This is a genomic window from Bacillaceae bacterium S4-13-56 (assembly GCA_040191315.1).
GTDB lineage: Bacteria > Bacillota > Bacilli > Bacillales > JAWJLM01 > JAWJLM01.
Genome location: JAWJLM010000011.1, coordinates 1 through 25,261, shown reverse-complemented (window position 1 = coordinate 25,261; position 25,261 = coordinate 1). Strand labels below are relative to the sequence as shown.

27 protein-coding genes are annotated in these 25,261 nt (G+C 36.2%); 19 read left to right on the top strand and 8 right to left on the bottom strand.

Going from position 1 to position 25,261, the window contains the following annotated elements; translation table 11 throughout:
* Positions 1-102 precede the first annotated feature (102 nt).
* Positions 103-726: a DUF1054 domain-containing protein gene (locus RZN25_05035; protein ID MEQ6376187.1), complete on the bottom strand. Its 624-nt coding sequence runs from the start codon at positions 724-726 to the stop codon at positions 103-105.
* 164 nt (positions 727-890) lie between these two features.
* On the opposite strand from RZN25_05035, the gene RZN25_05030 reads away from it, so the two are divergent.
* Positions 891-1,709: an inositol monophosphatase family protein gene (locus RZN25_05030; protein ID MEQ6376186.1), complete on the top strand. Its 819-nt coding sequence runs from the start codon at positions 891-893 to the stop codon at positions 1,707-1,709.
* Positions 1,710-1,716: 7 nt separating this feature from the next.
* Here the strand turns inward: RZN25_05030 and RZN25_05025 are convergent, their stop codons facing one another.
* Complete coding sequence (locus RZN25_05025) at positions 1,717-1,893, bottom strand: DUF5325 family protein (protein MEQ6376185.1); 177 nt, start codon at positions 1,891-1,893, stop codon at positions 1,717-1,719.
* A 131-nt stretch (positions 1,894-2,024) separates the two neighbouring features.
* On the opposite strand from RZN25_05025, the gene RZN25_05020 reads away from it, so the two are divergent.
* Positions 2,025-2,369, top strand: a complete 345-nt coding sequence (locus RZN25_05020) for a YlaH-like family protein (protein ID MEQ6376184.1) — start codon at positions 2,025-2,027, stop codon at positions 2,367-2,369.
* A 9-nt stretch (positions 2,370-2,378) separates the two neighbouring features.
* The gene (locus RZN25_05015) at positions 2,379-2,672 is read left to right on the top strand and encodes a hypothetical protein (GenBank protein MEQ6376183.1); all 294 of its coding nucleotides are present in this window, start codon (positions 2,379-2,381) and stop codon (positions 2,670-2,672) included.
* Positions 2,673-2,950: 278 nt separating this feature from the next.
* Here RZN25_05015 and RZN25_05010 read toward each other — a convergent pair whose 3' ends face one another.
* Positions 2,951-3,154: a DUF2197 domain-containing protein gene (locus tag RZN25_05010; protein MEQ6376182.1), complete on the bottom strand. Its 204-nt coding sequence runs from the start codon at positions 3,152-3,154 to the stop codon at positions 2,951-2,953.
* 114 nt (positions 3,155-3,268) lie between these two features.
* Here RZN25_05010 and RZN25_05005 point away from each other — a divergent pair, with 114 nt between their 5' ends.
* Entirely contained in the window at positions 3,269-3,724 is a 456-nt protein-coding gene (locus RZN25_05005; GenBank protein MEQ6376181.1) for a pyridoxamine 5'-phosphate oxidase family protein, read from the top strand.
* A gap of 180 nt (positions 3,725-3,904) precedes the next feature.
* Here RZN25_05005 and RZN25_05000 read toward each other — a convergent pair whose 3' ends face one another.
* Positions 3,905-4,495, bottom strand: a complete 591-nt coding sequence (locus RZN25_05000; protein MEQ6376180.1) for a YhcN/YlaJ family sporulation lipoprotein — start codon at positions 4,493-4,495, stop codon at positions 3,905-3,907.
* Between the two features lie 114 nt (positions 4,496-4,609).
* Between RZN25_05000 and RZN25_04995 the strand changes: the two genes are divergently transcribed.
* Positions 4,610-5,938: a PhoH family protein gene (locus RZN25_04995; protein MEQ6376179.1), complete on the top strand. Its 1,329-nt coding sequence runs from the start codon at positions 4,610-4,612 to the stop codon at positions 5,936-5,938.
* A 276-nt stretch (positions 5,939-6,214) separates the two neighbouring features.
* On the opposite strand, the gene RZN25_04990 is transcribed toward RZN25_04995, so the two are convergent.
* Positions 6,215-6,703: a hypothetical protein gene (locus RZN25_04990; GenBank protein ID MEQ6376178.1), complete on the bottom strand. Its 489-nt coding sequence runs from the start codon at positions 6,701-6,703 to the stop codon at positions 6,215-6,217.
* 96 nt (positions 6,704-6,799) lie between these two features.
* Here RZN25_04990 and glsA point away from each other — a divergent pair, with 96 nt between their 5' ends.
* The 4 genes from glsA to pyc all read left to right on the top strand — a co-directional run bounded on the left by glsA (position 6,800) and on the right by pyc (position 13,026).
* Entirely contained in the window at positions 6,800-7,732 is a 933-nt protein-coding gene (gene glsA, locus RZN25_04985; protein ID MEQ6376177.1) for a glutaminase A, read from the top strand.
* 78 nt (positions 7,733-7,810) lie between these two features.
* Positions 7,811-8,098 (top strand): YlaN family protein, encoded by a 288-nt coding sequence (locus RZN25_04980; GenBank protein ID MEQ6376176.1) that lies wholly within the window; start codon positions 7,811-7,813, stop codon positions 8,096-8,098.
* 303 nt (positions 8,099-8,401) lie between these two features.
* Positions 8,402-9,604 carry a putative lipid II flippase FtsW gene (gene ftsW / locus RZN25_04975; GenBank protein ID MEQ6376175.1) on the top strand — a complete coding sequence of 401 codons (1,203 nt, stop codon included), beginning with the start codon at positions 8,402-8,404 and terminating at the stop codon, positions 9,602-9,604.
* Positions 9,583-13,026 (top strand): pyruvate carboxylase, encoded by a 3,444-nt coding sequence (gene pyc, locus RZN25_04970; protein MEQ6376174.1) that lies wholly within the window; start codon positions 9,583-9,585, stop codon positions 13,024-13,026. The genes ftsW and pyc overlap by 22 nt, the downstream gene beginning before the upstream one ends.
* A 42-nt stretch (positions 13,027-13,068) precedes the next feature.
* On the opposite strand, the gene RZN25_04965 is transcribed toward pyc, so the two are convergent.
* On the bottom strand, positions 13,069-13,977 hold the full coding sequence (locus tag RZN25_04965; protein MEQ6376173.1) for a heme A synthase: 909 nt from the start codon (positions 13,975-13,977) through the stop codon (positions 13,069-13,071).
* A gap of 522 nt (positions 13,978-14,499) precedes the next feature.
* Here RZN25_04965 and cyoE point away from each other — a divergent pair.
* The 8 genes from cyoE (at position 14,500) to RZN25_04925 (ending at position 21,697) form a co-directional block, all read left to right on the top strand.
* The gene (gene cyoE, locus RZN25_04960; GenBank protein ID MEQ6376172.1) at positions 14,500-15,444 is read left to right on the top strand and encodes a heme o synthase; all 945 of its coding nucleotides are present in this window, start codon (positions 14,500-14,502) and stop codon (positions 15,442-15,444) included.
* Between the two features lie 105 nt (positions 15,445-15,549).
* Positions 15,550-16,599, top strand: coding sequence for a cytochrome c oxidase subunit II (gene coxB, locus RZN25_04955; protein MEQ6376171.1), 1,050 nt, complete (start codon positions 15,550-15,552; stop codon positions 16,597-16,599).
* 15 nt (positions 16,600-16,614) lie between these two features.
* The gene (ctaD, locus tag RZN25_04950; GenBank protein ID MEQ6376170.1) at positions 16,615-18,471 is read left to right on the top strand and encodes a cytochrome c oxidase subunit I; all 1,857 of its coding nucleotides are present in this window, start codon (positions 16,615-16,617) and stop codon (positions 18,469-18,471) included.
* Entirely contained in the window at positions 18,471-19,091 is a 621-nt protein-coding gene (locus tag RZN25_04945; GenBank protein MEQ6376169.1) for a cytochrome (ubi)quinol oxidase subunit III, read from the top strand. Before ctaD ends, RZN25_04945 begins: the two co-directional genes overlap by 1 nt.
* Before the next feature lie 3 nt (positions 19,092-19,094).
* The gene (ctaF, locus tag RZN25_04940) at positions 19,095-19,427 is read left to right on the top strand and encodes a cytochrome c oxidase subunit IVB (protein ID MEQ6376168.1); all 333 of its coding nucleotides are present in this window, start codon (positions 19,095-19,097) and stop codon (positions 19,425-19,427) included.
* Between the two features lie 323 nt (positions 19,428-19,750).
* The gene (gene ctaG / locus RZN25_04935; protein ID MEQ6376167.1) at positions 19,751-20,644 is read left to right on the top strand and encodes a cytochrome c oxidase assembly factor CtaG; all 894 of its coding nucleotides are present in this window, start codon (positions 19,751-19,753) and stop codon (positions 20,642-20,644) included.
* Positions 20,645-20,669: 25 nt separating this feature from the next.
* The gene (locus RZN25_04930) at positions 20,670-21,125 is read left to right on the top strand and encodes a DUF420 domain-containing protein (GenBank protein MEQ6376166.1); all 456 of its coding nucleotides are present in this window, start codon (positions 20,670-20,672) and stop codon (positions 21,123-21,125) included.
* A gap of 65 nt (positions 21,126-21,190) precedes the next feature.
* Positions 21,191-21,697, top strand: a complete 507-nt coding sequence (locus tag RZN25_04925) for a GNAT family protein (protein ID MEQ6376165.1) — start codon at positions 21,191-21,193, stop codon at positions 21,695-21,697.
* Between the two features lie 46 nt (positions 21,698-21,743).
* On the opposite strand, the gene ytvI is transcribed toward RZN25_04925, so the two are convergent.
* Positions 21,744-22,799 (bottom strand): sporulation integral membrane protein YtvI, encoded by a 1,056-nt coding sequence (ytvI, locus tag RZN25_04920; GenBank protein MEQ6376164.1) that lies wholly within the window; start codon positions 22,797-22,799, stop codon positions 21,744-21,746.
* A 143-nt stretch (positions 22,800-22,942) separates the two neighbouring features.
* A complete protein-coding gene (locus tag RZN25_04915) occupies positions 22,943-23,308 on the bottom strand; it encodes a YugN family protein (protein MEQ6376163.1) in 366 nt (121 codons plus the stop codon).
* A gap of 164 nt (positions 23,309-23,472) precedes the next feature.
* On the opposite strand from RZN25_04915, the gene RZN25_04910 reads away from it, so the two are divergent.
* Together RZN25_04910 and RZN25_04905 are read left to right on the top strand one after the other, a co-directional pair.
* Complete coding sequence (locus RZN25_04910) at positions 23,473-23,901, top strand: CBS domain-containing protein (protein MEQ6376162.1); 429 nt, start codon at positions 23,473-23,475, stop codon at positions 23,899-23,901.
* A 125-nt stretch (positions 23,902-24,026) separates the two neighbouring features.
* A complete protein-coding gene (locus tag RZN25_04905; GenBank protein MEQ6376161.1) occupies positions 24,027-25,073 on the top strand; it encodes a CAP domain-containing protein in 1,047 nt (348 codons plus the stop codon).
* Positions 25,074-25,261: the final 188 nt, after the last annotated feature.

The window sequence follows — 25,261 nt, the reverse complement described above, 5'->3', positions numbered from 1 at the left end:
ACTCAACTCAAGAGTACAAGGGGCTTCTAAGAAAGTAAAATACGCTTTCAAGAATCCCTTTAACGATAAGCCAGTTTTTCTAGTCATTGAATGTTCTTTTGCTTATTCTACGGTTAAGGACATTCTATATAATGGTAACAGAGTATTATAAGTTTCTTTTGCGATTTCATCCAGTTTTTCTCCATTTTGGACGAGAGGGTCATCAGAACTTATATGTTGACCAACTAGAAATTCTCCTTTTTTTACATCTCTAAAACGTATCAATCCTTTTTCTAAATCAAAATCCGATACTGGTTTTGCTTCTTTTTGTGTATGGTCTAACGAGATCATATAATGAGAAGGTATGGTCTTCTTTACATCCTCTAAATGCTCTAAAAAAGCCCTTGCTGTGTTTTCCTTTTGGGGTAATTCATAAATAAAAGCGAGCCAGATAAAGAGATGATCATCGAATAAACCAAGCTGGAAATGAGGGTGTTTTTTATAACCTCTTTTATTATGTGCAATAGCTAGCCAAGTATCTTTTGGAGGATTAACAGAGCGCCTAGCATGCTTTGCGATATGTAAATACATTTCTTGATTCAGAGCTTCACTTAAGTAATTGGTTAAGTTTTCCCCAAGAACCTTGAATTTAGGCTGAATTCTTTCCTGTATAGCTGCCATTCTTTCGTCTAATCCATCAATATAAAAAGCGGAAAAATCGTCTTTATTAAATCCTTGTATCGACATTTTTCTACCTCCTTTTTGAACTATATTTTATCATAGGCTGCATCTTGTCCCAATTAATCAGGCTTATAGATGATACAAATTGTATTATTTGATCAAAAAAGTTTTTTTTGGTACATATTATTAAAGGTAATCAGAATGGAACTAATAACAAAGGAGTCAAGTTAATGATAGACAAAAATTTTGAATCTATTCATGAGCAAGCAAAAAAATGGGTATATGAAGCAGGTGGGGCTATCCGAGACTCTCTAGATAAGCCGATGCTTATTGAAACTAAATCTAATGCTAATGACCTTGTTACAGAGATAGATAAATCCACAGAGGAGTTTTTTGTAAATAAAATAAGAGACTCTTATCCGAGTCATAAAATCATTGGTGAAGAAGGTTTTGGAGACCAGGAAGCAACCTTGTCTGGAACTGTTTGGTTTATTGACCCTATTGATGGGACTATCAACTTTGTACACCAAAAACGAAACTTTGCCATTTCGGTTGGTGTCTATCACGACGGAGTAGGTATGATTGGGTTAATTTATGACGTTATGTCAGATGTTCTTTATGAAGCAAGAAAAGGCGCTGGGGCTTTTAAAAATGGAAGTCCTTTAGGAAGGTTTTCTGGTAAAAGAAAACTAAAGGAATCTATACTAGGGATTAATGGATTTTGGGCTACCGAAAATTGGAGAGTTGAACATGAATCGATTCAAAAACTGATCAAAGATGTGAGGGGCACAAGATCATACGGTTCCGCCGCGTTAGAATTTGCTTATCTGGCAGAAGGTATAATGGACGGATATGTAACTATGAAGTTGGCACCATGGGATATAGCGGCTGGTATTGTGATCGTGGAAGAAGTTGGAGGCATTACTTCTAGAGCAGATGGATCAGCCATCTCTTTGGAGGGTAATAATTCAATCGTTTCAAGTCATCCTTCGATACACAAAGAAATTACGGAGCAGTACATTCAGTTAAAAGACAATCCATCGGTGTAACGATGGATTATCTTTTTGAGGTTTTCCTTTTTTGGCCCATTCCATATCCCATAACTCCAAACCCTACAAGTAAAAAGAAGCTAGACCAAAGAATACTTCGATAGGCAATGGTTACTCCAACTATAGAAAAGCTGATAATAACTAGAAACGCTAGAATCAAAGGTGTTATTTGTATTTTTTTCATAACATTCTCCCTTTTTAAATTTATTTACTCAATTATTAACTATACTAGATTTGATTTACATTTTCACGTGATTTTTCTTTATATTTTTAGTATGATAAGGTGGATGTATAGAATATTAAAGGAGAGTCAGTATGGATTCGTCGAACGCAATCACTACACCTGATGATTTATGGCCAGTTGCTCGCACTGTTTTTCAATATTTTGAAGGTGAATTAATTCTAGGAGCATTTGTTTTGTATTTAGTAATTTTAGTTTCTGCAATTATTACCTACAAACTTGGATTTGCAAAAAAGTTACCTTTGTTAAAATCGGCAGTTGTATATTTAGTGTTAGTTATAGGGTGCCTATTTTTAACTGTCCCTCTAGGCTTAACATTACCGATAGCTGAAGGATTATTAGGATCAGCTGTTTTCCTTGGAATATATCGATTCCGCCTACACAGGGAAAGGGAGAAGCAAGAAAAGACAAGTATTTAACAAGGGGGAATGATTGTGCAATCATTACAAGATGCGGTATACAATTGGTTATCTATCCAGTTAGTCGCTGATGATAGACCAGACGACCACTCGGCACAGGAGACCGCTCAATTTTTTAAAAAGCTCCTAATCGAAGAGCAAAAAGTGAAAAACATAGAAGTTAAAAAAGAAGAAGACCTATACTTTGTAACTTGTACAAAAGAAAATGAGGAAAGAAAACTGCGTTTTCCATCAGAACTCATTGAATTAATTAATGATCAAATTAAAAAAGAACCACACAAATTTAAAAATTATAATGAATAAGAAAAGCGCAAGCGCCCTTCGAAACAAGAAAATCACTTATTTCTGCGAAGTAAATTCTTAGAAGCATCTCTTGTGGGTCACGTAGGCGTTGCGAATCATTTCGGTGGGACGAGTAATCACAGTCCCTACACGATGTCGCTTTTTTTACCGAACCTTCTTCAAGGATGTTGACTTTATCGACTAGAGTCGAATTGGCTATTGTGATTACTCTGGAAAAAACTGAGATAAGATAGATTTTATACTGTCTTACGAAAAAAAACCGGGCCTATATGGCCCGGTTAGCTTATATACGGATCGTTTTTCTTTTCTCTATATTCTCGGAATTGTCCAGTAGCCTTGCGAACTTTAGTTTTTTCACCGATTCTGTCATTACATGTTTGGCATAGATAAAAAAAAGTTCGAAGACTTCTTAATTTTTTTGCTTGTAAAGAACTACCATTTATAGATTCTACTTCATCACATAATAAACATTTAACACGCATTTTTTTCACCTCTGATATATAGGCTAAGTCAATATTGGAACACAATCGATTCAATTGATATAATTATAACACGAAATTGTAAAAGATCCGAATTAAGAGGAAGGAGGCATTTATATGCCGAATCAAGTAGAAAATAAATTGAATGAAAGTCAATTCAGTCTTCTTCAAGCGGAAAGATATATGTTATTGTCAACGATTGATTTTGAAAAAAATATACCAATGATGAATGCGATAAGTTGGATTTATGCACCTACTCCAAATACCTTGGTGTTTGCTGTGGATAATCGTTCCAGGATTTTAACCAATATATTACATAATACAAATGTAACTTTCACATTGATTGGAGATGGGTCGACCTATTCAATAGGTGGGCGAGCCAAAGTGGTATTTGAAAAAATGAAAGGAATTCCATTAAAGTTGGCGAAAGTAGAAGTCGAAATTGACGAGGTGCGTGATGTTATGTTTTATGGATCAAAGATAACCAGTGGTCCGGAATATGAAAAAACATATGATTTGAATGCGGCATCAAATTTGGATAGTCAAGTTATGGAGGCCTTAAAGATTGTTTAAAAAGAAGGAGTCGATGATTAAATCGACTCCTTCTTCAAAAGGAAAGTATAAAACCTGTCTAGCTTCAGCGGGAAGAGTTTATCTTAATTTTGCTACTGGGAATCGCAGTAAGGAAAGCTACTTAGATCTTCTTCGCAGAAACAAATGATTTTTTTGTTTCGAAGGGTGCTTGCGCTTTTCTTATTCCATTTGTTGATTAGATTGGTCTTCTTGAATGTTATCTAAATTTTCTTCTTGATCTTCAGGAAGTGATTCTTTATTTTGATTGGGCTCTTGAGGTTGTTCGGGAACGGGTACTTCTGGCATGATTCTACCTACAAGGGCTGAGAGCTCATCAATAATTCCTTGTACAGGATGGCCTTGAGCCATTTTGTCTCCCATATGCTCCACTCTCTCTACCACATCTGGGTCGGCTACTACAATCGCCTCACGACCATAAGGATCTTTATGGACAGCTTCCGCTACTGTATATTTGATCGATCCTACCTTCGAACGATCAAAATCCTTATCTACTTCAATTCCTACAACTGTATAGGGCCCTGCTACTATGGCGGTAGCACGGTCAACATCAGGCATACGGTCTGCTATGTTAGCTAATCGATCCGCAATCTCTTGGTTAGATAATTCCTCACGTTCAATTGGATCAGAATTTTTCACATGAATCATACCGTTGTCTCGTATTTCTTCATTCGTTGCTTGATTTTCATCGTTCTGCTGACATGCAATAAGAAGCATAGACAGCATCAAAATACTTATATATTTAAAGTACATTAGTCAAACCTCCTTTTTGTTTATTTTGTAATGAACCTTCTATCTTTATGCGTTTCATCATATAAATGGATTAGCAAGGATGAATGACGAAATCCAATCAGGAGGTCACTCATTTTGAAAAAACTATATGTTCTTGATACTAATGTACTACTTCAGGATCCGCTGTCTATCTTTTCGTTCGATGAGCACGAAGTCATTATACCTGCCATTGTTTTAGAGGAAGTGGACTCGAAAAAAAGACAAATGGATGAACTTGGGCATAATGCTCGATACGTATCACGACTGATTGACAAATTACGCCAAAGGGGGAATTTACATCAGGGAGTCCAATTAGAAAATGGAGGAAATTTAAAAATTGAACTCAACCATCGTTCCTTCAAAAAATTCACAAATGTATTTGATGAAAAGACAAATGATAATCGAATACTTGCTGTTGCAATTAACCTACAAGAAGAAGAAAAGCAATTAAACACACAACGTCAGGTCATTCTTGTATCTAAGGATATTCTCATGCGAGTTAAAGCAGAGGCTGTTGGTTTAAAAGCAGAGGATTTCTTAAATGAACGTGCGGTAAAAGAAGATGTTTCGTTTTCTGGATTCCAAGAGTGGAGCGTTTCCGAACAAGACTTTACAACTTTTTTTACTAATGGATTTCTTTCCACAAGTATAAAAGACCATCCCTATATTTTCCCAAATGAATTTATCATTATGAGAAATTCATTTAATTCCTCGCAATCTGCTATAGGAAGGGTCTCTGCTAACAAAGATCGAATTGTAAAATTAAAAATTGGACAGGAACCCATTTGGGGAATAAAGCCAAGAAATGTTCAACAATTAATGGCTTTGGAGTTATTACTTTCTGAAGATGTTCCTCTAGTTACTATGGTAGGAAAAGCGGGAACGGGAAAAACACTTTTAGCTTTAGCAGCTGGATTAATGCAAATTGAAGATCAGCGCTTATTTAAAAAGTTATTAGTGGCTCGCCCAGTCGTCCCAATGGGCAAAGATCTTGGTTACCTTCCTGGAGAAAAAGAGGAAAAATTAAGACCGTGGATTCAGCCAATATATGATAACCTTGAATTCTTATTTAATGTAAAAAAGAGTGAAGAATTGGATGCCATATTATCAGGAATGGGATCTATTCAGATTGAAGCGTTGACTTATATTAGGGGTCGAAGTATACCAGAGCAACTGATTCTGATTGATGAGGCTCAGAACTTAACCAAACATGAAGTTAAAACTATTCTCACCAGAGTTGGTGAGGGGAGTAAGGTAGTTTTATTAGGGGATACGCAGCAAATAGATCATCCTTATTTGGATGAATATAATAATGGATTAATGCATGTTGTTGAAAAATTCAAAAATCAGCGTTTAAGTGGCCACATAACCATGGTAAAGGGAGAAAGATCTGAATTAGCTCAAATGGCAGCAGACTTGCTATGAGAGCGTAGCCAAAAAGGTGATTCCTCAGGATAAAAGTGAAACTTCAATCAGTGGGGGTCCCCCACTGATTGTTAGCACCCAAGGGTGTGACCTAAAGGACATTGAACCAATCGGACATTTACGGAGAGTTTATCCCTCGCCTACTCTTTTCGTTTCACTTATTGAGGGGAGGGTATTACTCCCATGAAAATAAAACATTAATTTTTCATCCTTGTTTGTGAAGCTTGCTTCATGGTTAGCTACCGTCATGCGGGATAAATGAGGAATCTTCTTTATTTACTCAAAAATGATATTTTGAATCCCTTTTATAGGGGTGTCATAGTTGCTTTTGTCTCCAAAATATAAATGGACAGGCCCTTCATCTGTAATAGGTTTTCCTTTCACTGCAAAAAGTAAAAAGGAGTCCACTAACCTTGAATAGGGAATAGTGATTTTACCTGATGTTGTGTCTAGTAAGGCTTCTTTGGATTCTTCAGGCTGTGCATTAGTAAGAAAAGGTTTAATGGGTATAACAAATGATTCCTCAAGGCTCTGTTTTTTTTCAAAATTCGTAAGACTTCGGTTCACTGGCGGGTCTAATTTTTGTTGATATAAGGCTTGGCTAAACTGCTTTGCGTAATTTTTTGCAGTTTGATCCTCATCATCTTTCTGAAGGGATTGAAAAGCTTGTTCCCATTGTACTTTTCGATCGTCAAAAATCCAAACACTTGGGTCTAACGTGATCGGATATTTAACTTTTCCTTTAATTTGAATAATTCCATTCATAATTTTCCACCATCCCTATTAATTCTTTCTTTTAAAGTATAAACTAAGGTAAGTATATCGAAAAAGTCAGCTTCATGCACAAATGGAGGTCCATTCATGAAAGGAAATGTATATGAATTGCAATTGGAGGATTGGGTTCAAGAAGCAGAGGCGCTTCTCAATCAAGGTGAAGTGGCTAGTTATATTCCTGCACTACAAAAAGTACCAGCAAATTGTATAGGTATATCATTTGTTGATATAGAAGGTCGAACGATCCATGCGGGTGCAGAATGTCAAACCTTTACTTTACAAAGTATTTCAAAGGTTGTGGCACTTGCTCTTGCTTTACTTGATCAAGGAGAAGAGTATGTTTTTTCTAAAGTAGGTATGGAACCAACAGGAGATCCTTTTCATTCCATCATTAAGTTGGAGACATCAAAACCGTCGATCCCTTTAAATCCAATGATAAATGCAGGGGCTCTTGCAGTTACTTCCATGATTAAAGGAAATTCAGCAGACAGTAAAATTAATAGGATCAAAAGTTTTATTCATCAAATATTAGGTGATGACACTGTTGATGTTAATGAAGGAGTCGCTCAATCTGAATTTGAAACGGCGTTTCTAAATCGTTCTTTACTTTATTTTATGAAGCAGGGAAAAGTGATTGATGGAGATGTGGAAATGATCCTAGATACTTATACTAAACAATGTTCTTTGGAAGTGAACATTGATCAACTTGCTTTATTAGGAGCTTTTTTTGCGAATGGAGGAAAAACAATCCCGTCAGGGAAGCAACTACTTTCAGAACACTATGCACAAATTTGTAAGACTTTTATGGTAACCTGTGGAATGTATGATGCATCCGGTGAGTTTGCTATTAAAGTAGGAATCCCAGCTAAAAGCGGGGTTTCTGGGGCAATCATGGGCTCTGTTAAAGGGGTAGGAGGAATAGGTGTATACAGTCCTCGGCTAAATAAAAAGGGAAACAGTGTCATTGGACTGTATTTAATGGAAAAGTTATCGAAACGGTTGGATTTGTCTATTTTTTAAAAATGATTTGTTGCAATTTTTCTGTTGAAACGGTAATATAAATAAAGATAAAGTCTGTTTTGAATGGAGGGGATTCCCATGTCTTCATCAGAAGTTGCGATTAACCATCGCGAACAGGCCTATGCCCTTCTAAAGGCTGATGCCGATAAAATATTACGGCTAATAAAGGTTCAAATGGATAATTTAACCATGCCCCAATGTCCTCTATACGAAGAGGTATTGGATACACAAATGTTTGGGTTATCTCGTGAGATAGACTTTGCGGTGCGATTAAAGTTGATCACGGAAGAAGAAGGTCGACTGCTCTTAGGAAACTTAGAGAGGCAATTGGACACTTTACACGAAACGGCAGCTAATGGATCTTAATAAAAAGCTCAAATTACGACTTTGTTGTAATTTGAGTTTTTTTTCACAAAAAAGAACTTTCTTTTCTGATTCAGTGGGCACAGAAAATACCAAGTATTCTAACTATTAGAATTTATAAGTTGTTAGAAAATTAGTCTAGCTCCAACGAAAAAGCTCCATCGAGCAATGTTCGAAGTTTTTGCCCCGAGTAATCGCACTAAGTAAAGCTACATAGAGCTACTTCGCAGGAACAAGCGCTTTTCTTGTTACGGAGTGCGCTTAAGCTTTTCTTATAAAATGTACATATGAAGGAAGATTTTTATTATGAAAAAGTGGAAACATATTGATTTTATCCTATTTATTTCTCCAATCATCCTTGCAGCAGTCGGAGTTCTAATGGTGTACAGTGCAAGCATGGTGATGGTTGTTGTTAAATATGATTTGCCCAGCAATTATTATCTACTTCAACAACTGAAATGGTTTGTCTTAGGTTTATTAGTACTTGTGTTTACGACTCTATTTCCATATAGTAAATATAAAAGGTTAGTAAAGCTCATTGTATTAGGTACTATTTCTCTCCTCATTTTTGTTCTTTTTTTTGGAGAGGTAAGAAATAATGCAAAATCTTGGATCGATTTAGGATTTTTTAATATTCAACCTTCAGAATTAACTAAATTATCTGTTATTATATATTTATCGGCTATTTATGCAAAAAAAGAAAATTACATTGATAACTTCAACAAGGCTGTCTTACCCCCTCTCATCATCCTTGTCATTATGTTAGGACTTATATTAAAACAACCTGACATTGGAACGGCCTCTATTATTGCCTTTATAGGAGCAGCTATTATCATTAGTTCTGGAATAAGATTTAGTCATTTGTTGTTTCTAATCCTATCTGGTGTGGTGATAGTCATACTTGCTATTCCAAAATTAGCAACAGAGGAAGTGCTATCGAGATTTACTGGTGCTTTTCAACCTTTTGACTATCCGGACTCAGCTGGATATCACCTTATACAATCTCTGATTGCCATTGGAACAGGAGGAATAAATGGAGTTGGACTTGGACAAGGTGTGCAAAAATTAGGGTATTTGATGGAGGCCCATACCGATTTTATTATAGCCGTAATAGGGGAAGAACTGGGTTTTATTGGGGTAGGAACTGTAATTGCACTGCTAACAGCCATAGTTCTAAGGGGTTTTTATATTTCAAGAAAATGTGAGGATCAGTTTGGAAGTTTGTTAGCAATTGGAATAGCTTCTATGGTTGGAATTCAATCCTTTGTGAATATGGGAGCAGCCAGTGGGTTGCTTCCAATAACAGGAGTTACATTGCCTTTTATTAGTTATGGAGGTTCATCTATATTAGTGCTAATGGGGGCGATGGGCATTTTGAATAATATCGCTTTGAATGTCCGCTTTCAAGAGTCACACCAACCTATTAAACAAGTAATCCCTGATGAAGTATCTAATGTACATCATCTTAAACCTAAAGGAGGAAAAATATGGGCAGATCAAAGGAAATAAAAAAAATACTAGTAGCAAACCGAGGCGAAATAGCTATACGTGTATTTCGTGCGTGTAATGAATTAAATATTAGAACTGTAGCAATCTATTCAAAAGAAGATTCCGGTTCCTATCACAGATATAAAGCTGATGAAGCTTATCTTGTGGGGGAAGATAAAAAGCCGATTGATGCCTACTTGGATATTGAGGGAATCCTTGAAATTGCCAAAAGTGTTGGAGTGGATGCTATTCATCCAGGTTATGGGTTCTTATCTGAAAATATTCACTTTGCAAGAAGATGTGAAGAAGAAGGGATTATCTTTATTGGTCCTTCTGTTAATCATTTAGACATGTTTGGTGATAAAGTGAAAGCAAGGGAACAAGCGATTAAGGCTGGTATCCCAGTTATACCCGGTACAGATGGTCCTGTTACATCTTTAGAAGAAATTGAAGAGTTTGTAAAAACAGCAGGCTATCCGATTATTATTAAAGCTTCCCTGGGCGGTGGCGGCCGCGGAATGAGAATTGTTAGAAATGAAAATTCATTAAAGGAATCATTTGAACGGGCAAAATCCGAGGCTAAAGCAGCTTTTGGAGACGACAAAGTTTATGTGGAAAAGCTGATTGAAAAACCAAAACATATAGAAGTTCAAATCATGGGAGACCATTTTGGTAATCTTGTTCATTTATATGATCGTGATTGTTCTGTCCAAAGAAGACATCAAAAGGTAGTAGAAGTAGCGCCTAGTGTTAACTTATCTCCGACGTTGCGTGACCAAATATGTCAGGCTGCTGTATCCTTAATGAAAAATGTAAATTATGTTAATGCGGGTACAGTTGAATTTCTTGTAACTAATCAAGATTTTTATTTTATTGAAGTAAACCCACGTGTTCAAGTAGAGCACACTATTACGGAGTTAGTCACTGGGATCGATATTGTTCAATCTCAAATTTTCGTTGCCCAGGGCTTAGAACTTCATTCGGAAAAAGTACGGATACCTACTCAGGAAAATATTCATTTACATGGATACGCAATCCAATCGCGAGTGACAACAGAAGATCCGTTAAATAACTTTATGCCTGATGCTGGGAAAATCGCTGCCTATCGATCAGGAGGAGGTTTTGGTGTCCGTTTAGATGCAGGTAATTCATTCCAAGGGGCCATTATTTCCCCTTACTATGACTCTTTACTTGTGAAACTATCTACTTATGCTCTTACGTTTGAACAGGCAGCACAGAAAATGGTAAGGAACTTAAGGGAATTCCGAATAAGAGGTATAAAAACTAACATCCCATTCCTTGAAAATGTGGTCAAACATCCAAAGTTTATATCCGGGGAGTACGATACAACATTTATTGATCAATCTCCTGAGTTGTTTGTTTTTCCTAAAAGGAAAGACAGAGGAACGAAGATGCTCTCCTATATTGGAGATGTTACCATCAATGGTTATGAAGGACTAAAACCATCTAAGAAACCATTATTTTCAAAACCTAGGATGCCAAAGGTGAAGTACTCTGAGCCTATTCCAAGTGGAACTAAACAAATCCTAGAAGTAGAAGGTCCTGATGGTGTTGCTAGATGGCTAAAAGAGCAAAAGGAAGTTTTATTAACAGATACGACATTCCGGGATGCTCATCAATCCTTACTTGCTACAAGGATGAGAACAAAAGACTTGGTATCCATAGCAGAACCCACCGCACGACTTTTACCAAATTTATTTTCTGTAGAAATGTGGGGAGGTGCAACTTTTGATGTTGCGTATCGTTTCCTTAAAGAGGATCCATGGGATAGGTTATTAAAAATTCGAGAACATATGCCTAATGTTCTACTTCAAATGCTTTTAAGAGCGAGCAATGCGGTAGGGTATAAAAATTATCCTGATAATCTAATTCGTGAATTTGTTGAAAAGAGCTCAATGGCAGGAATAGATGTATTTAGAATTTTTGACAGCCTAAACTGGGTAGATAGCATGAGAGTGGCTATTGACTCTGTCCGTCAACAAAATAAGATTGCAGAGGCAACCATTTGTTATACAGGTGATATATTGGACTTGGGTCGTCCAAAGTACAATTTGACTTATTATAAAAATCTGGCGAAAGAGCTTCAGGAGTCTGGTGCACATATTCTTGGAATTAAAGATATGGCTGGTATATTGAAGCCAGAGGCTGCTTATCAACTTATATCAACATTAAAGGAATCCATTGATATTCCTATTCACCTTCATACCCATGATACAAGTGGAAATGGAATTTACACTTATGCAAGGGCCATTGCAGCAGGTGTTGATGTAGTAGATGTTGCTGCAGGAACGATGGCTGGATTAACATCCCAACCAAGTGCCAATAGCCTTTATTATGCTCTTCAAGGTTCTGAAAGAAAACCTAATCTTTCTATTCAGTCCTATGAGCAATTAGGTCATTATTGGGAGGACATTAGAAAATATTATCATGTATTTGAAAGCGGTATGAATGCTCCACATTCAGAGGTTTATGAGCATGAAATGCCTGGAGGCCAATACAGTAACCTTCAACAGCAGGCTAAAGCGGTTGGATTGGAGGATCGCTGGGACGAAGTGAAATCTATGTATCGTCGAGTCAATGACTTATTTGGTGACATTGTAAAAGTTACACCTTCTAGTAAGGTAGTTGGGGATATGGCTCTATATATGGTTCAAAATAACCTCACAGAAGATGATATTTATGATCATGGAGAAACACTTGATTTTCCGAATTCTGTGGTTGAGTTTTTCCAAGGTCATTTAGGACAGCCCTATCAAGGGTTTCCACAAGAGATTCAGCGCATTATTTTAAAAGGACGTGATGCGATAACTACACGTCCTGGCGAGTTGTTAGAACCAGTGGATTTCAGCGAATTAAGAGATACCCTCTTTCACCAATTGGGAAGACAAGTAACCAGCTTTGATTTAATTACGAGTGCTTTATATCCTAAGGTTTTTCATGACTATCATCGTTTTACGGAGCAATATGGTGATATGTCTGTACTTGATACACCAACTTTCTTTTTCGGTATGAGGTTAGGGGAAGAGATTGAAGTTGAAATTGAACAAGGAAAGACCTTAATCGTGAAACTTGTTTCTATTGGTGAGGCGCAGTTGGATGGGACTAGAATAGTTTATTTTGAATTGAACGGTCAAGCTCGTGAGGTTGTTATTCAAGACCGCAGTATTAAAGCAACTGTAGTTAAACGTCCTCAAGCAGATAAAAACAATTCAAAGCATATAGGGGCAACGATGCCAGGAACGGTTCTAAAAGTATTGGTAGACCCCGGAGAAAAGGTGAAAAAAGGTGATCATATTATGATTACAGAAGCTATGAAGATGGAAACAACTGTCCAAGCTCCATTTGATGGAAGAATCAAAGATATTTATGTGAAAAACAGTGAAGCCATTCATGTCGGAGATTTGTTAATAGAGTTTGAATAAAAAAACGAGGGTGTCCAAATGGATATCCTCGTTTTTTAGAACTTACTGGTTTTTTTCAGATCGTGCACTTCTGGAAGATAATAAAAGGAAATAGCTCAATAGACCAAAAAAACAAGAAATAATAAAGGCATGAAGCAGTGCTATAATCAGGTTCAATTTTGTGAAAATGATAAGTCCGCCTAATATAACTTGTAGGAAGATCAAACCAAAAGCCGCCCACCATCCATAATACATAACTTTGCTATTTTTATAGGATTTACTTACTTTGAAAAGCAGAATGGTTACCCAAATAAAAAGTAGGCCTGCCGCTAATCTATGCCCCATTTGTACCCATTCATAAAAAGACCAGGAGTTTATTCCAATACCGCATAAGGGCCAGTTTGAACAAGCTAAACTAGCTGAGGTATGGCGGACTAAAGCGCCGGTGTAAACGACTATTAGGGTATAAATAGTTAGTCCATAAAACTGCTTTCTCAAAGATTTATGAATATGAAGGGATTGAGCATCAAACTTTAAATCGATTTCAAAAATCAGTAACATAAGAATAAATATTGTAGCAAAAGAAATTAGAGAAATTCCAAAATGCATGGCTAGAACAAAGTCAGATTGCCCCCATACCACAGCAGCTGCTCCAATCAATCCCTGTAAAATTAAAAACATCAATGATAGCACAACTAAAATTTTTGTTTCACGAATATGTCCAATATATTTCCAAGCTAGGTATGACAAAATAAGCAGGGAAATTCCTACAAAACCAGAGGCAGCACGATGGCTAAACTCAATAACTAATTCTGTTGTAATGTTAGAGGGGATAATCTCTCCGTTGCATAATGGCCAGCTTGATCCACATCCCATTCCGGATTCCGTTTTTGTTACCAGTGCTCCACCTATTAAAACAAATACCATTCCAATGGTTGTTATGACAGATAGAATCTTTAAAAATTTTAGCATATCCTAGCACCTCGTTTTACTTGGACTTCCATTTAAAAATCCAGCATCTTAAGTGGGTGATTTTGATGCACCCACTTAACCATTTTAATATAAACTGAAAGATTTGAGCAAAATATATCCCTCCGCATTTAAGAGGGTGGAAAATAAAAATCCATATTGATCTATTCTCTTGACACAAAAGATATCGTATCATTATTTAACACTATTTTCACTATTAAAAACAAAAAAACACTTGCATTGAAAAAAGTTGTTTGCTAGAAATAAATAGGGATAATTTTATTATTTCTTTTTAGCGGTAGGGGAATTTTAATCAATAAAAAGATGAAAAGTTCACTTAAATGTCACAAATTACGATAAAAATGTGATTAATTAGATAGAAATAAAAAATCATGGTACAATACATTTGTATGTTGAACTCGGATAGCATGCGGTTTTAAGGTTAAAACTATATCATTACAATCGCTTTCCAATAAAGGGGTAGTATTAAAATTGAAAATGGGAAAGTGGGAGGGAGTAGCCACAATGAATCAACCAAGGGTTGTTGACACTAAAGTATTAAATAAATCCAATGATACCACTAATTTTTCCGCACTATGGAATGACTTTTTAGCACTAATTAAAATAGGAATCATAAATTCTAATCTAATTACAACATTTGCAGGCTTTTGGTTAGCGGTGCATTTTACTGGAACTGGAGGATTCCTACTTTATTGGAAACCTTTTCTATATACAATGGCTGGGAGTTCCCTAATTATTGCAGGGGGATGTGTCTTAAATAATTACTATGATCGTGATATTGATCATCTTATGAAACGAACTAAGGCAAGACCAACCGTAACAGGAACTATATCCTTACAAGCTATCTTAGGAATAGGTATTTCATTAACTTTATTAGGTCTCTTTTTTCTAGCGATGGTAAATTGGTCAGCTGTATTGATAGGTTTTTTTGGGTGGTTTACTTATGTGGTGCTGTATACTATGTGGTCAAAACGAAGGTATACTTTAAATACAGTTATTGGAAGTTTTTCCGGTGCAGTTCCACCACTTATTGGATGGGCTGCTATTGACCCTAATCTAGATATTACAGCTTGGATTTTATTTTTAATTATGTTTATTTGGCAAACTCCGCATTTTCTTGCATTAGCCATGAAGAAAACGGAAGAATATAGAGCCGCTGGTATTCCAATGTTGCCAGTAGTTCACGGGTTTTCCATTACGAAACGACAAATGATTGTCTACGTTTCATGCTTATTACCGTTACCGTTTTACTTAGGCTCACTGGGCACTTTCTTTGTTGTTTTAGCTACAATTTTATCCGTAGGGTGGTTTGTTTTAAGTTTAATGGGGTTATTTATGAAAAATGAAATAAAATGGGCAACCTTAATGTTTGTATACTCCTTAAATTATTTAACGATACTCTTTTCATCAATGGTAATTGTTACTTTACCAATACCATTTTTAAGTTGATTCATTTTTTAATAATAAAAACCAATCTATAGTTTAAAAGGTATGTAGATCGGTTTTTCTTATAGAAATAAAAGAGAACTATTTAGAGAAAGAGAGGTTTAATGAATGAAAGGATGGATGGGAAAGTTTAAAGCTCTGTTCATATTTGGTCTCATTGCACTATTTCTGACTGGATGTGGAGAACCAAACCTAAGCGCTTTACAACCAAAAGGAGAAGGCGCTGAAACATTGTACGACCTCATGATGTTAAGTATCTATGTGATGGTCGGAGTTTTTCTTGTCGTTATGACAATTTATACTTTCGTACTTATTCGTTATCGTCAAAAAAAGGGGCAAGAAGATTTTATTCCTGAGCAAAAGGAAGGAAATCATCTTCTTGAAATTGTTTGGACCGTCATACCGATATTGCTTTTATTAGTGTTAGCGGTGCCAACTGTCATTACCACATTTGAGCTTGCAGACGCTGAACCTCCTGCTGATCAAGCGGAAGATGCCATTGTCATTCAAGTTACAGGAAAGCAATTCTGGTGGCATTTTAATTATGAAAATGAAGAAATTCAGACGAGTCAAGATATGTATATCCCGACAGATACTCGCGTTTATTTAAAACTTCGTTCAGATGATGTGATTCACTCCTTCTGGTTGCCTTCTATAGCGGGGAAAATGGACGCTAATCCAGGGGGGAATGAGAATAAAATGACCCTTCTTGCGTACGAAGAGGGTGTTTATGAGGGGAAATGTACTGAGTTTTGTGGAGATTCACATTCCTTAATGGACTTTAAAGTAATAGCTGTTTCTCCAGAAGAGTATGAAGACTGGGTAAGTGGAATGAAAGCAGAAAGTGCGGATGAAAAACCTGAAACAACTACAGCACTTGAAGGGCAACAGCTTTTCCAAGAAAAAAGTTGTATTGGCTGTCACGCAGTTGATGCAGGGTCACAGGTTCAAACAGGTCCAAACTTAACTAACTTTGGAAATCGATCAAAGGTTGCAGGGTTTACAGATAATACTAAAGAAAATGTAGTTGAATGGCTTTCAGATCCACAGGATGTAAAACCAGGAAATAAAATGCCTAACGTCGGTCTTACAAAGGAAGAAGCAAGTAAAATTGCTGATTACCTACAACAATTAAAAATCGACGATAAAAATGAATAAGGGAGGTCAAAAAGCGTGAGTACAGCGATTGCACAAAACCGTGGCTTCGGCGCCGTCCTTTGGGACTATTTGACCACTGTCGATCATAAAAAAATTGCGATTTTATATTTAATTGGCGGTGGTTTTTTCTTCCTTCTAGGTGGATTGGAAGCACTTATTATAAGAATTCAGCTAATTTCTCCAGACAATGCTTTTGTCAGTGCAGAAGTATATAATGAAATGTTTACAATGCATGGTACAACCATGATATTCTTGGCTGCTATGCCATTGATTTTTGCTTTAATGAACGCCGTAGTTCCTTTGCAAATTGGGGCTCGTGATGTAGCCTTCCCATTTTTAAATGCACTAGGATTTTGGCTGTTCCTATTTGGCGGATTATTCCTTAATGTATCTTGGTTTTTTGGGGAAGTGCCTGATGCAGGCTGGACTGCTTATGCACCATTATCGATCATGTCACCGGATCACGGTGTTGACTTTTACACATTGGGGCTTCAGATTTCTGGGGCTGGAACATTAATGGGAGGAATTAACTTCCTTGTTACCATTATCAATATGCGTACACCTGGAATGACTTATATGAGAATGCCACTTTTTACATGGGCTTCCTTTGTAACTAGTGCACTCATTTTGTTTGCCTTCCCAGCCTTAACTGTTGGATTGTTCTTAATGATGTTTGATCGTTTATTCGGTTCTAACTTTTTTGATGCTGGAATGGGTGGAAATGCAATTATTTGGGAGCATCTTTTCTGGATATTTGGACATCCTGAAGTATACATTTTGATACTCCCTGTGTTTGGTTTGTTTAGTGATGTTATTAGTACGTTTTCTAAGAAAAGATTGTTTGGATACTCCTCAATGGTATTCGCAACAGTACTCATTGGATTTTTAGGATTTATGGTATGGGCACACCATATGTTTGCAACTGGACTAGGGCCTGTGGCTAATTCTATTTTTGCAGTAGCAACTATGGCTATTGCTGTACCTACAGGAATAAAGATTTTTAACTGGTTGTTAACAATGTGGGGCGGAAATATTAAAATGACTACTCCTATGCTTTGGTCTGTTGCCTTTATCCCTTCCTTTGTAATCGGAGGTATGACGGGAGTAATGCTTGCGGTGGCACCTGCAGACCTAGTTTATCATGATACTTATTTTGTAGTTGCTCACTTCCACTATGTAATTGTTGGTGGTGTGGTATTCGGAATCTTTGCTGGTCTTACTTATTGGTGGCCTAAAATGTTTGGAAAAGTTTTAAATGAAAAATTGGGAAAACTTGCTTTTTGGCCATTCTTTATTGGCTTCCATTTAACTTTCTTTATTCAACATTTCTTGGGATTGATGGGTATGCCAAGAAGATACTGGGTTTTCCATGAGGGTCAAAGTCTAGAACTTGGAAACTTGATTAGCACAATTGGTGCTTTCTTAATGGCGATTGGAGCGATTATTTTTATCTATAACGTCATTTATACAGCACGTAAAGGTGAACCTGCACCGGATGATCCGTGGGATGGCCGTACACTTGAGTGGACAATTCCATCACCACCACCATTTTATAACTTTAAGCAATTACCTTTAGTAAGAGGATTGGATGCATATTGGGTTGAAAAGTCAGAGGGACGAAAAGAGATGACACCTGCTGAACCTGTAAACGACATTCATATGCCAAACTCTTCAATTTTACCTTTTATGATAGCGTTGGGCTTGTTTATTGCAGCGTTTGGATTTACATTCCAAGTTGATAATAGTAGATGGTGGATCGTTGCGATCGTTGGAATGGGAATAACATTCGGCTCTATGTTCTTACGTTCCGTTATCGATGACCATGGTTACCATATTCATAAAGAAGAGTTAGAAGAGGGGGCTGGGAAATAATGAGTGAACATACTTTAAAGCCAGAGACCTTTCCTGAGCATCCAGAAAAAGCTACATTAGAAGGTAAGAATAAATTTTTAGGCTTTTGGTTTTTCCTTGGTGGTGAGACGGTTTTATTTGCTAGTCTTTTTGGAACCTATCTCGCTCTCAGAAATCAACATCTAGATGGAACACCTGCTAAAGAATTATTTGGATTAGAATTGGTATTTGTTATGACTATGCTTCTTCTAACTAGCTCTTTGACAAGCGTCTATGCCATTTATCATATGAGAAATAATGATTTTAGGAAAATGCAGGTTTGGTTAGGCGTTACGGTCATATTAGGTCTTGCCTTCTTAGGATGTGAGATCTATGAGTTTTATCATTATGTCCATGAATATGGTCATACTTTCCAATCCTCTGCGTTTGGATCAGCATTCTATACACTAGTTGGATTCCATGGAGGACACGTAGCTTTTGGACTTTTATGGATTCTAACATTAATGTTTAGAAATGCTAAACGTGGTTTGGATCTGTATAATGCACCTAAATTTTATGTAGCAAGCCTATATTGGCACTTCATTGATGTAGTTTGGGTCTTTATCTTTACGGTTGTGTACCTAATGGGAAAGGTGGGGTAATAAATGGCTACAGGAGAAAACCATACTACTCATTCAGACGAACATGTACAGTTTCATAAAAGAAAAAATCGTGAAGAGATGCGGTATCAAGTCATAACTTTCACTCTAATGATTGTGTTTACCATTATTGCTTTTTCAGCAGTGATGGCAGATATTGAAAAAATGTTTACCATTCCTTTAATTTTGCTGCTTGCAGTTGTGCAAGTTATTTTCCAACTGTATTATTTTATGCACATGAATACAAAAGGGCATGAAGCACCATCTTTGTTTATATTTTCGGGGATTTTTGTTGCAATTTTGACAGTTGCAGCATTATCTACCATTGTTTGGTGGTAAATCTTCAATTGAAGAGACTGGAGGAGGTTTCCCTCCAGTCTTTTCTATGCAAGATAAGAAAGCATAAAATTTGTCTAGCTCAGCGAAAAAGCTCCATCGAGTAATCTTCGAAGTTTTTGCCCCGAGTAATCGTACAAAGGAAAGCTACATAGAGCTACTTCGCAGAAACAAGCGAAGGCCCTTGGGTGCTAACAATCTGTGGGGACGGCCACTTGATTGAAGTTCCACTTTTGTTACTGGTGTTTGGGTTCTGTTTTTGGTATGATGCGACTAATGAAACTATCAAATCTTTTATTATTTCAATAACCGTTGAGGTGAACAGCATGTGGATAAAATTACAGATTTTTGGGTTTAGAGCTTTATGGAGCCCTTATTATCTTCTGTTTGTTATTTTGTTAGGATTGGCTTATTTTTTAATTACTGGACCGTTACGACACAAATTTGGAGTTCAGGATCATCCAAGCATTAAACAAAAATTTTCTTTTTATATTGGGTTACTCCTGCTTTACATCATTAAAGGAAGCCCTGTCGACCTCGTTAGTCATATAATGTTGTCAGCCCATATGGCTCAAATGGCATTATATTATCTTGTTTTTCCTGCTTTAATAATTAAAGGAATTCCGGTTGAATTCTGGAGAAAATTCATACGTATACCTGTCATTCGGTCAATATTCAAAATCATTACCAAGCCCTTAATAGCTTTATTTTTGTTTAATGGGTTGTTTTCGATTTACCACATTCCAGAGGTCTTTGACTTTACTAAAGCGAGCCCATTAGCTCATGCTGTAATAACTACAGTAATTTTAATAGCAGCATTTGCTGTATGGTGGCCCATTTTTACTCCTTTAGAAGAGCATAATACATTAAGCCCCTTAATGAAACTAGGTTATATTTTTGCAAACGGGGTGTTGCTAACACCGGCTTGTGCTCTTATTATTTTTTCTAATACTCCGTTATACGAAACTTATAGTCAATCAGGAAGTTGGATGAATGCCTTATCCCTATGTGTGCCACAAGATGTATTAAGTGGATTAACATTAAGTGGTCCTGAATTATTTTCACCAATTTCCATTCTGTATGATCAGCAACTTGGCGGAATTATAATGAAAATAACTCAAGAAATTGTTTATGGAACCTATTTAGGAATTATTTTCTTTAAGTGGGTTAGTCAAGAAAAGAATACTATTGATCCAATTCCATCTGGTTCTTCCAATTAAAATAGAAAGAGAAAGGGGAATAATAGTGCCACTATTACCAACGATAAGTACCTTTTTAATTGTGTTAAGCGCCATCTTGATAGCCATCGGTTGGACCTTGATCGTAAAAGGGAGAAAAAAAGAACATAGAACTGTTATGATTTTAGCTGCATTAAGTGCTCTTTTGTTTTTTATTATCTATATGTCAAGGACAATATTTGTAGGTAATACAAGTTTTGGGGGACCAGATGAGTTAAAAACGCCCTATACTATTTTTCTTGTTTTCCATATTTTTCTTGCTACAACAGGAGGAATATTTGGTCTCGTAACTCTAACCCTTGCTTTTAAACGAAAAATTTCAAAGCATCGAAAATGGGGACCAGTTACAAGTATTGTGTGGTTTTTTACTGCAATAACAGGTGTTGTTGTTTACTTTCTCTTATATATCCTTTACGAGGGCGGAGAGACCACAAGTATGTTGAAAGCTATATTGGGTACATAGTACAAAGGAGATCTGCAGCTATCTAGTGGCAGATCTTTTTTTCTATAGGAGGGGTGGTTTTTTTATTGATTGGTGAAATTCATACAAATAGGATTGTGGTTTTTCCTCTTGGAAATGAAGACGGAGTAATGTTACAAAGAGATACTTATAATTGGTACCAAAGTAGGAAGATTAAATATCATGAAGAATGGCCTGATGATGCACTCCTAGCAAATCTTCCGTTCTATTTGGAAAAGCTAGAGAAGGATCCTACACATTTCGGCTTAGGTCCGTGGGTTATCTACAGCAAGTTAGAAAATACAGTGGTTGGTCATATAGGGTTCCATGGCCTTGTAATGAAGAAAGAACTGGAGTTGGGGTATTATATATGTCCATCCTTTAGAAAATGCGGCTATATAAAAGAAGCTATTCCTTTATTGTTAGATTGGGCAAAAAGTAAAGGTTACCAAAAGATACATGCTCAATGTGATATCTCAAATATAATTTCGCAACGGATTCTTCGTACGTTCGGTTTTTTACAAATAAAACAAGAAAAATCTATACTTCACTTTATAAAAGAATTAAATAAATAAGCTTGTAGAGTATTACTCCACAAGCTTATTTCTATAATTATTTCATTTAAATTTTAAAATTGATCTTAATAATTCCAGCTTCTTTAGCAGAATTAAAAGCAATAAGAAGTAATGGTCCAATAATAAAACCTAATATACCTAACAATTTAAGTCCTAGATACATAGCAATAAGAGTTGCTAAAGGGGATAGTCCAATATGATGGCCCATTACCTTTGGTTCAACTGTACGACGTATAGTTAACAAAATAATAGCCAGTATCGTTAATTTAATTCCCATCACATAATGTCCGGCAAAGAACATATATAACGCCCAGGGTCCGAGAATAATTATAGAACCAATAATTGGGATGAAATCAATAATCCATATGATTAGTGACATGATTAATGCAACATTTGGGATTATGAATAGTAATCCAATGAGTGACACGATAAAGATAATGATACTTACTAAGAACTGAGCTTTTAAAAAACCTACAATGACATAGGATAATCGGGCATTCATAAAACGAACCTTTTCAGCGGTGTTTTCTGTCATTAGGTTGTAAGATTGACTTTTCAATTTAGGCAGATCAAGCATAAATAAGAACAATGCAATAAGATAAACGATAATACTTACTAAATAATTTGGAATACTTGCCGCAATTGAAGTGAGGTTATCAATGGTTAAATATTCATTAATTGTGTCATTAAAGGTAGAAAGACTATCCTCTATTGACTGTTTAACCTGTTCTATAAATTGTTCAGGAAGATCTTCAGTAATTAGTTCAATATCTTCTTCCCACTGGAGAAGTAGGTTATTTACATTATCGATGTAGGTAGGTAATCGTTCAGCTACATCTACTAATTGACTAATGGAGTTTACCACGATAAAAGATCCAGAAGTGCCCACAACACCGATAAAAAAAAGAAACATAATAATGACTGCCAATTTTCGTGTTAGTTTGAATCTATATTCAAGCCATCTAACAGCTGGATTTAAAATGAGGGCTGTTATGAAAGCTAAAAGAAGTGGAATAGAAACAGGCAAAATATAAATAATAGAGAGGATAAACAAAATGATTAATATGGAATAAACCCAAAAACGCTTAGGTAACCGAAACAATGGTTGCGTAGCTCCTTTCAAAAAACCAAACATAATACCTTAAATATAGCATGTCAACATCTTAATGAATAGTAAAAAATTCGAATAAATAAAAAGGCAAGACCTTCACAGCTTAAATGTTATGTGGCGGTCTTGCCTAACTATTATTGATGGAAAGCTTCAAGTTTTTCAGATACCTCTTTTAAGAGGGATTTAGAACGCTCTTGAACGTTTTCTGGGAAGTCTTCTTCTTCTCCGTATTCTACCCCATGTGGGTAGTAATGCTTTCCGAGGATGGGGGTTAAGAGTTTTATCACAGCATTTCTACGGTCGACATCCCCTTCTAGGGCATACCCTTGGACTCGCAAATAATATGTAACATTTTTAATCGGAGATTCGAATTTATAATCATAAGTAACTCGTTCATAATCCCATTGTCCAGCTCGTACAAAACCGAGTTTCTCCATAAGATGATCAAGTGGTTTTAAGTCAATAACTTTTCCATCAATTCCTGTTTCTTCAAATCTCATGATATCACCTCTTTTATGAATTCTTAGCATAACTAAGTCAATAATAGTATGAAATCGTTTGAGTTGCAATTATTTCCCCATGATTCTTACCAAAATTAGAAAGATTTTTTGATATCTGGGTATGCTAAGGTTTGAAATAAGTATAAGAAAGTGAGGGATTATTCATGAAAAAGCTTCAAGATATAATGACGAAGGAAGTTGAAACTTGTAAGCCAACTGATGATCTTTTTCAAGCTGCTACAAAAATGAAAAATTTAGATGTCGGAATTATACCTGTATGTGATGAAAGTAAAAACCTTATGGGTGTAGTCACTGACCGCGATTTAGTTATCAGAGGGTATGCAGACAAAAAACCTGGTTCAACTGAAATTCAGGAAGTAATGTCTGAACGAATCTACTCTGGAACCCCTGACATGACACTTCAGGAAGCAAGTTCTATAATGTCTGAGGAGCAAATTAGACGTCTTCCTGTAGTTGAAAATCAAAAACTAGTAGGAATTGTTGCGTTAGGTGATTTGGCATTAGATGATATGTCTAACGAAGCAGCTGGTCGCGCATTAGAAGAAATATCTGAAACAGAAGAACTTCATTAAAAAGAAAAGCTTTTTAATTGCTAAAGGCTCGCCCTAAATGGCGAGCCTTTCTATATTGATTTTTTATCATATTGAATAGTTTGTCCGATTATAATGAGAGTAGAGGGGGAAAGGGAGAGTGTGAAATGAAATGGTTGCGGATCACTATTTTTCTTTTTTTTGTTCTTATCGTAAGTATCTACATTACTATTAAATCAAATGATGTTGATACATACAGGACTAATGATGTTGGGATGAAGACTTCTATAGTAACAGCTAAAGCAAATCCTAATTATATTGAGTTCAAGGGGCAAATTTATCATTGGATTGGCAAACCTGTAGAAGATTGGGAAAAGGCATTTGGAGAGCCTAATCGGATAGATCCAACAAAATATTCTTACGATTGGTGGATCTATGATGATTTATCAAACTCTTACTACCAAATTGGGGTCAATGACAAAAAAATAGTTTCTATTTTTGCATTTGGAAATGATTCTGATTTATCGCCATTTCAAATAGGAGCGAGTTATACTGAAATTGATCAAGAGATTTCTTTTAGAAAATATATAGAAATGGAAGATGGAAGGAACTACTATCGATTTGAACTAACTGACGAGGATCTAATTACCAGGCCTATTGTTCAGTTAACAGATAGGATTTTCGCTCAATTTTATTTTGATCGCTTTAGTGGGAAACTGTCGGCCATTCGCATGATGAATCAAGAAATTTTATTGGAACAAAGACCATTTGAGCTTTATTATCGTGGGAACCTTTCTGAAACAAAATTAATCAAACAAGAACAGTGGAAAAAAATAAATGAAGCTACAGCTAAACAAATATTTTCTATAACCAACCGAGTTAGGCAACAGAAGGGCTTAAATAGGTTAGTGTGGGATGACAATATTGCTCAAGTGGCATTTTCTCATAGTAAAGAAATGGGGGAAAATCAATTTTTCTCTCACTTTTCGAAAAATGGTAATGGGTTGAAGGAACGATTACAGAATCAAGATATAGCATATTTAGCAGCTGGGGAAAATATAGCGGCTCAATACGTAGATGCTCCAGACGTAGTTGAAGGATGGTTAAATAGTGAATCTCATCGAGAAACTCTATTAGAGGAAGAATATACTCATATGGGAATCGGGGTATACCAACTTTATTATACCCAAAACTTTGTGAAAAGAATGGAATAGCGGATCATGAAAATGGCTCACCATTTGGTGAGTTTTTTTCACAAGATAAAGTATAAAATTTGTCTAGCTCCAGCGAAAAAGCTTCATCGAGTAATCTTCGAAGTTTTTGCCCCGAGTAATCGCACAAAGGAAAGCTACTTAGAGCTTCTTTGCAGAAACAAGTGATTTTCTTGTTTCGAAGGGCGCTT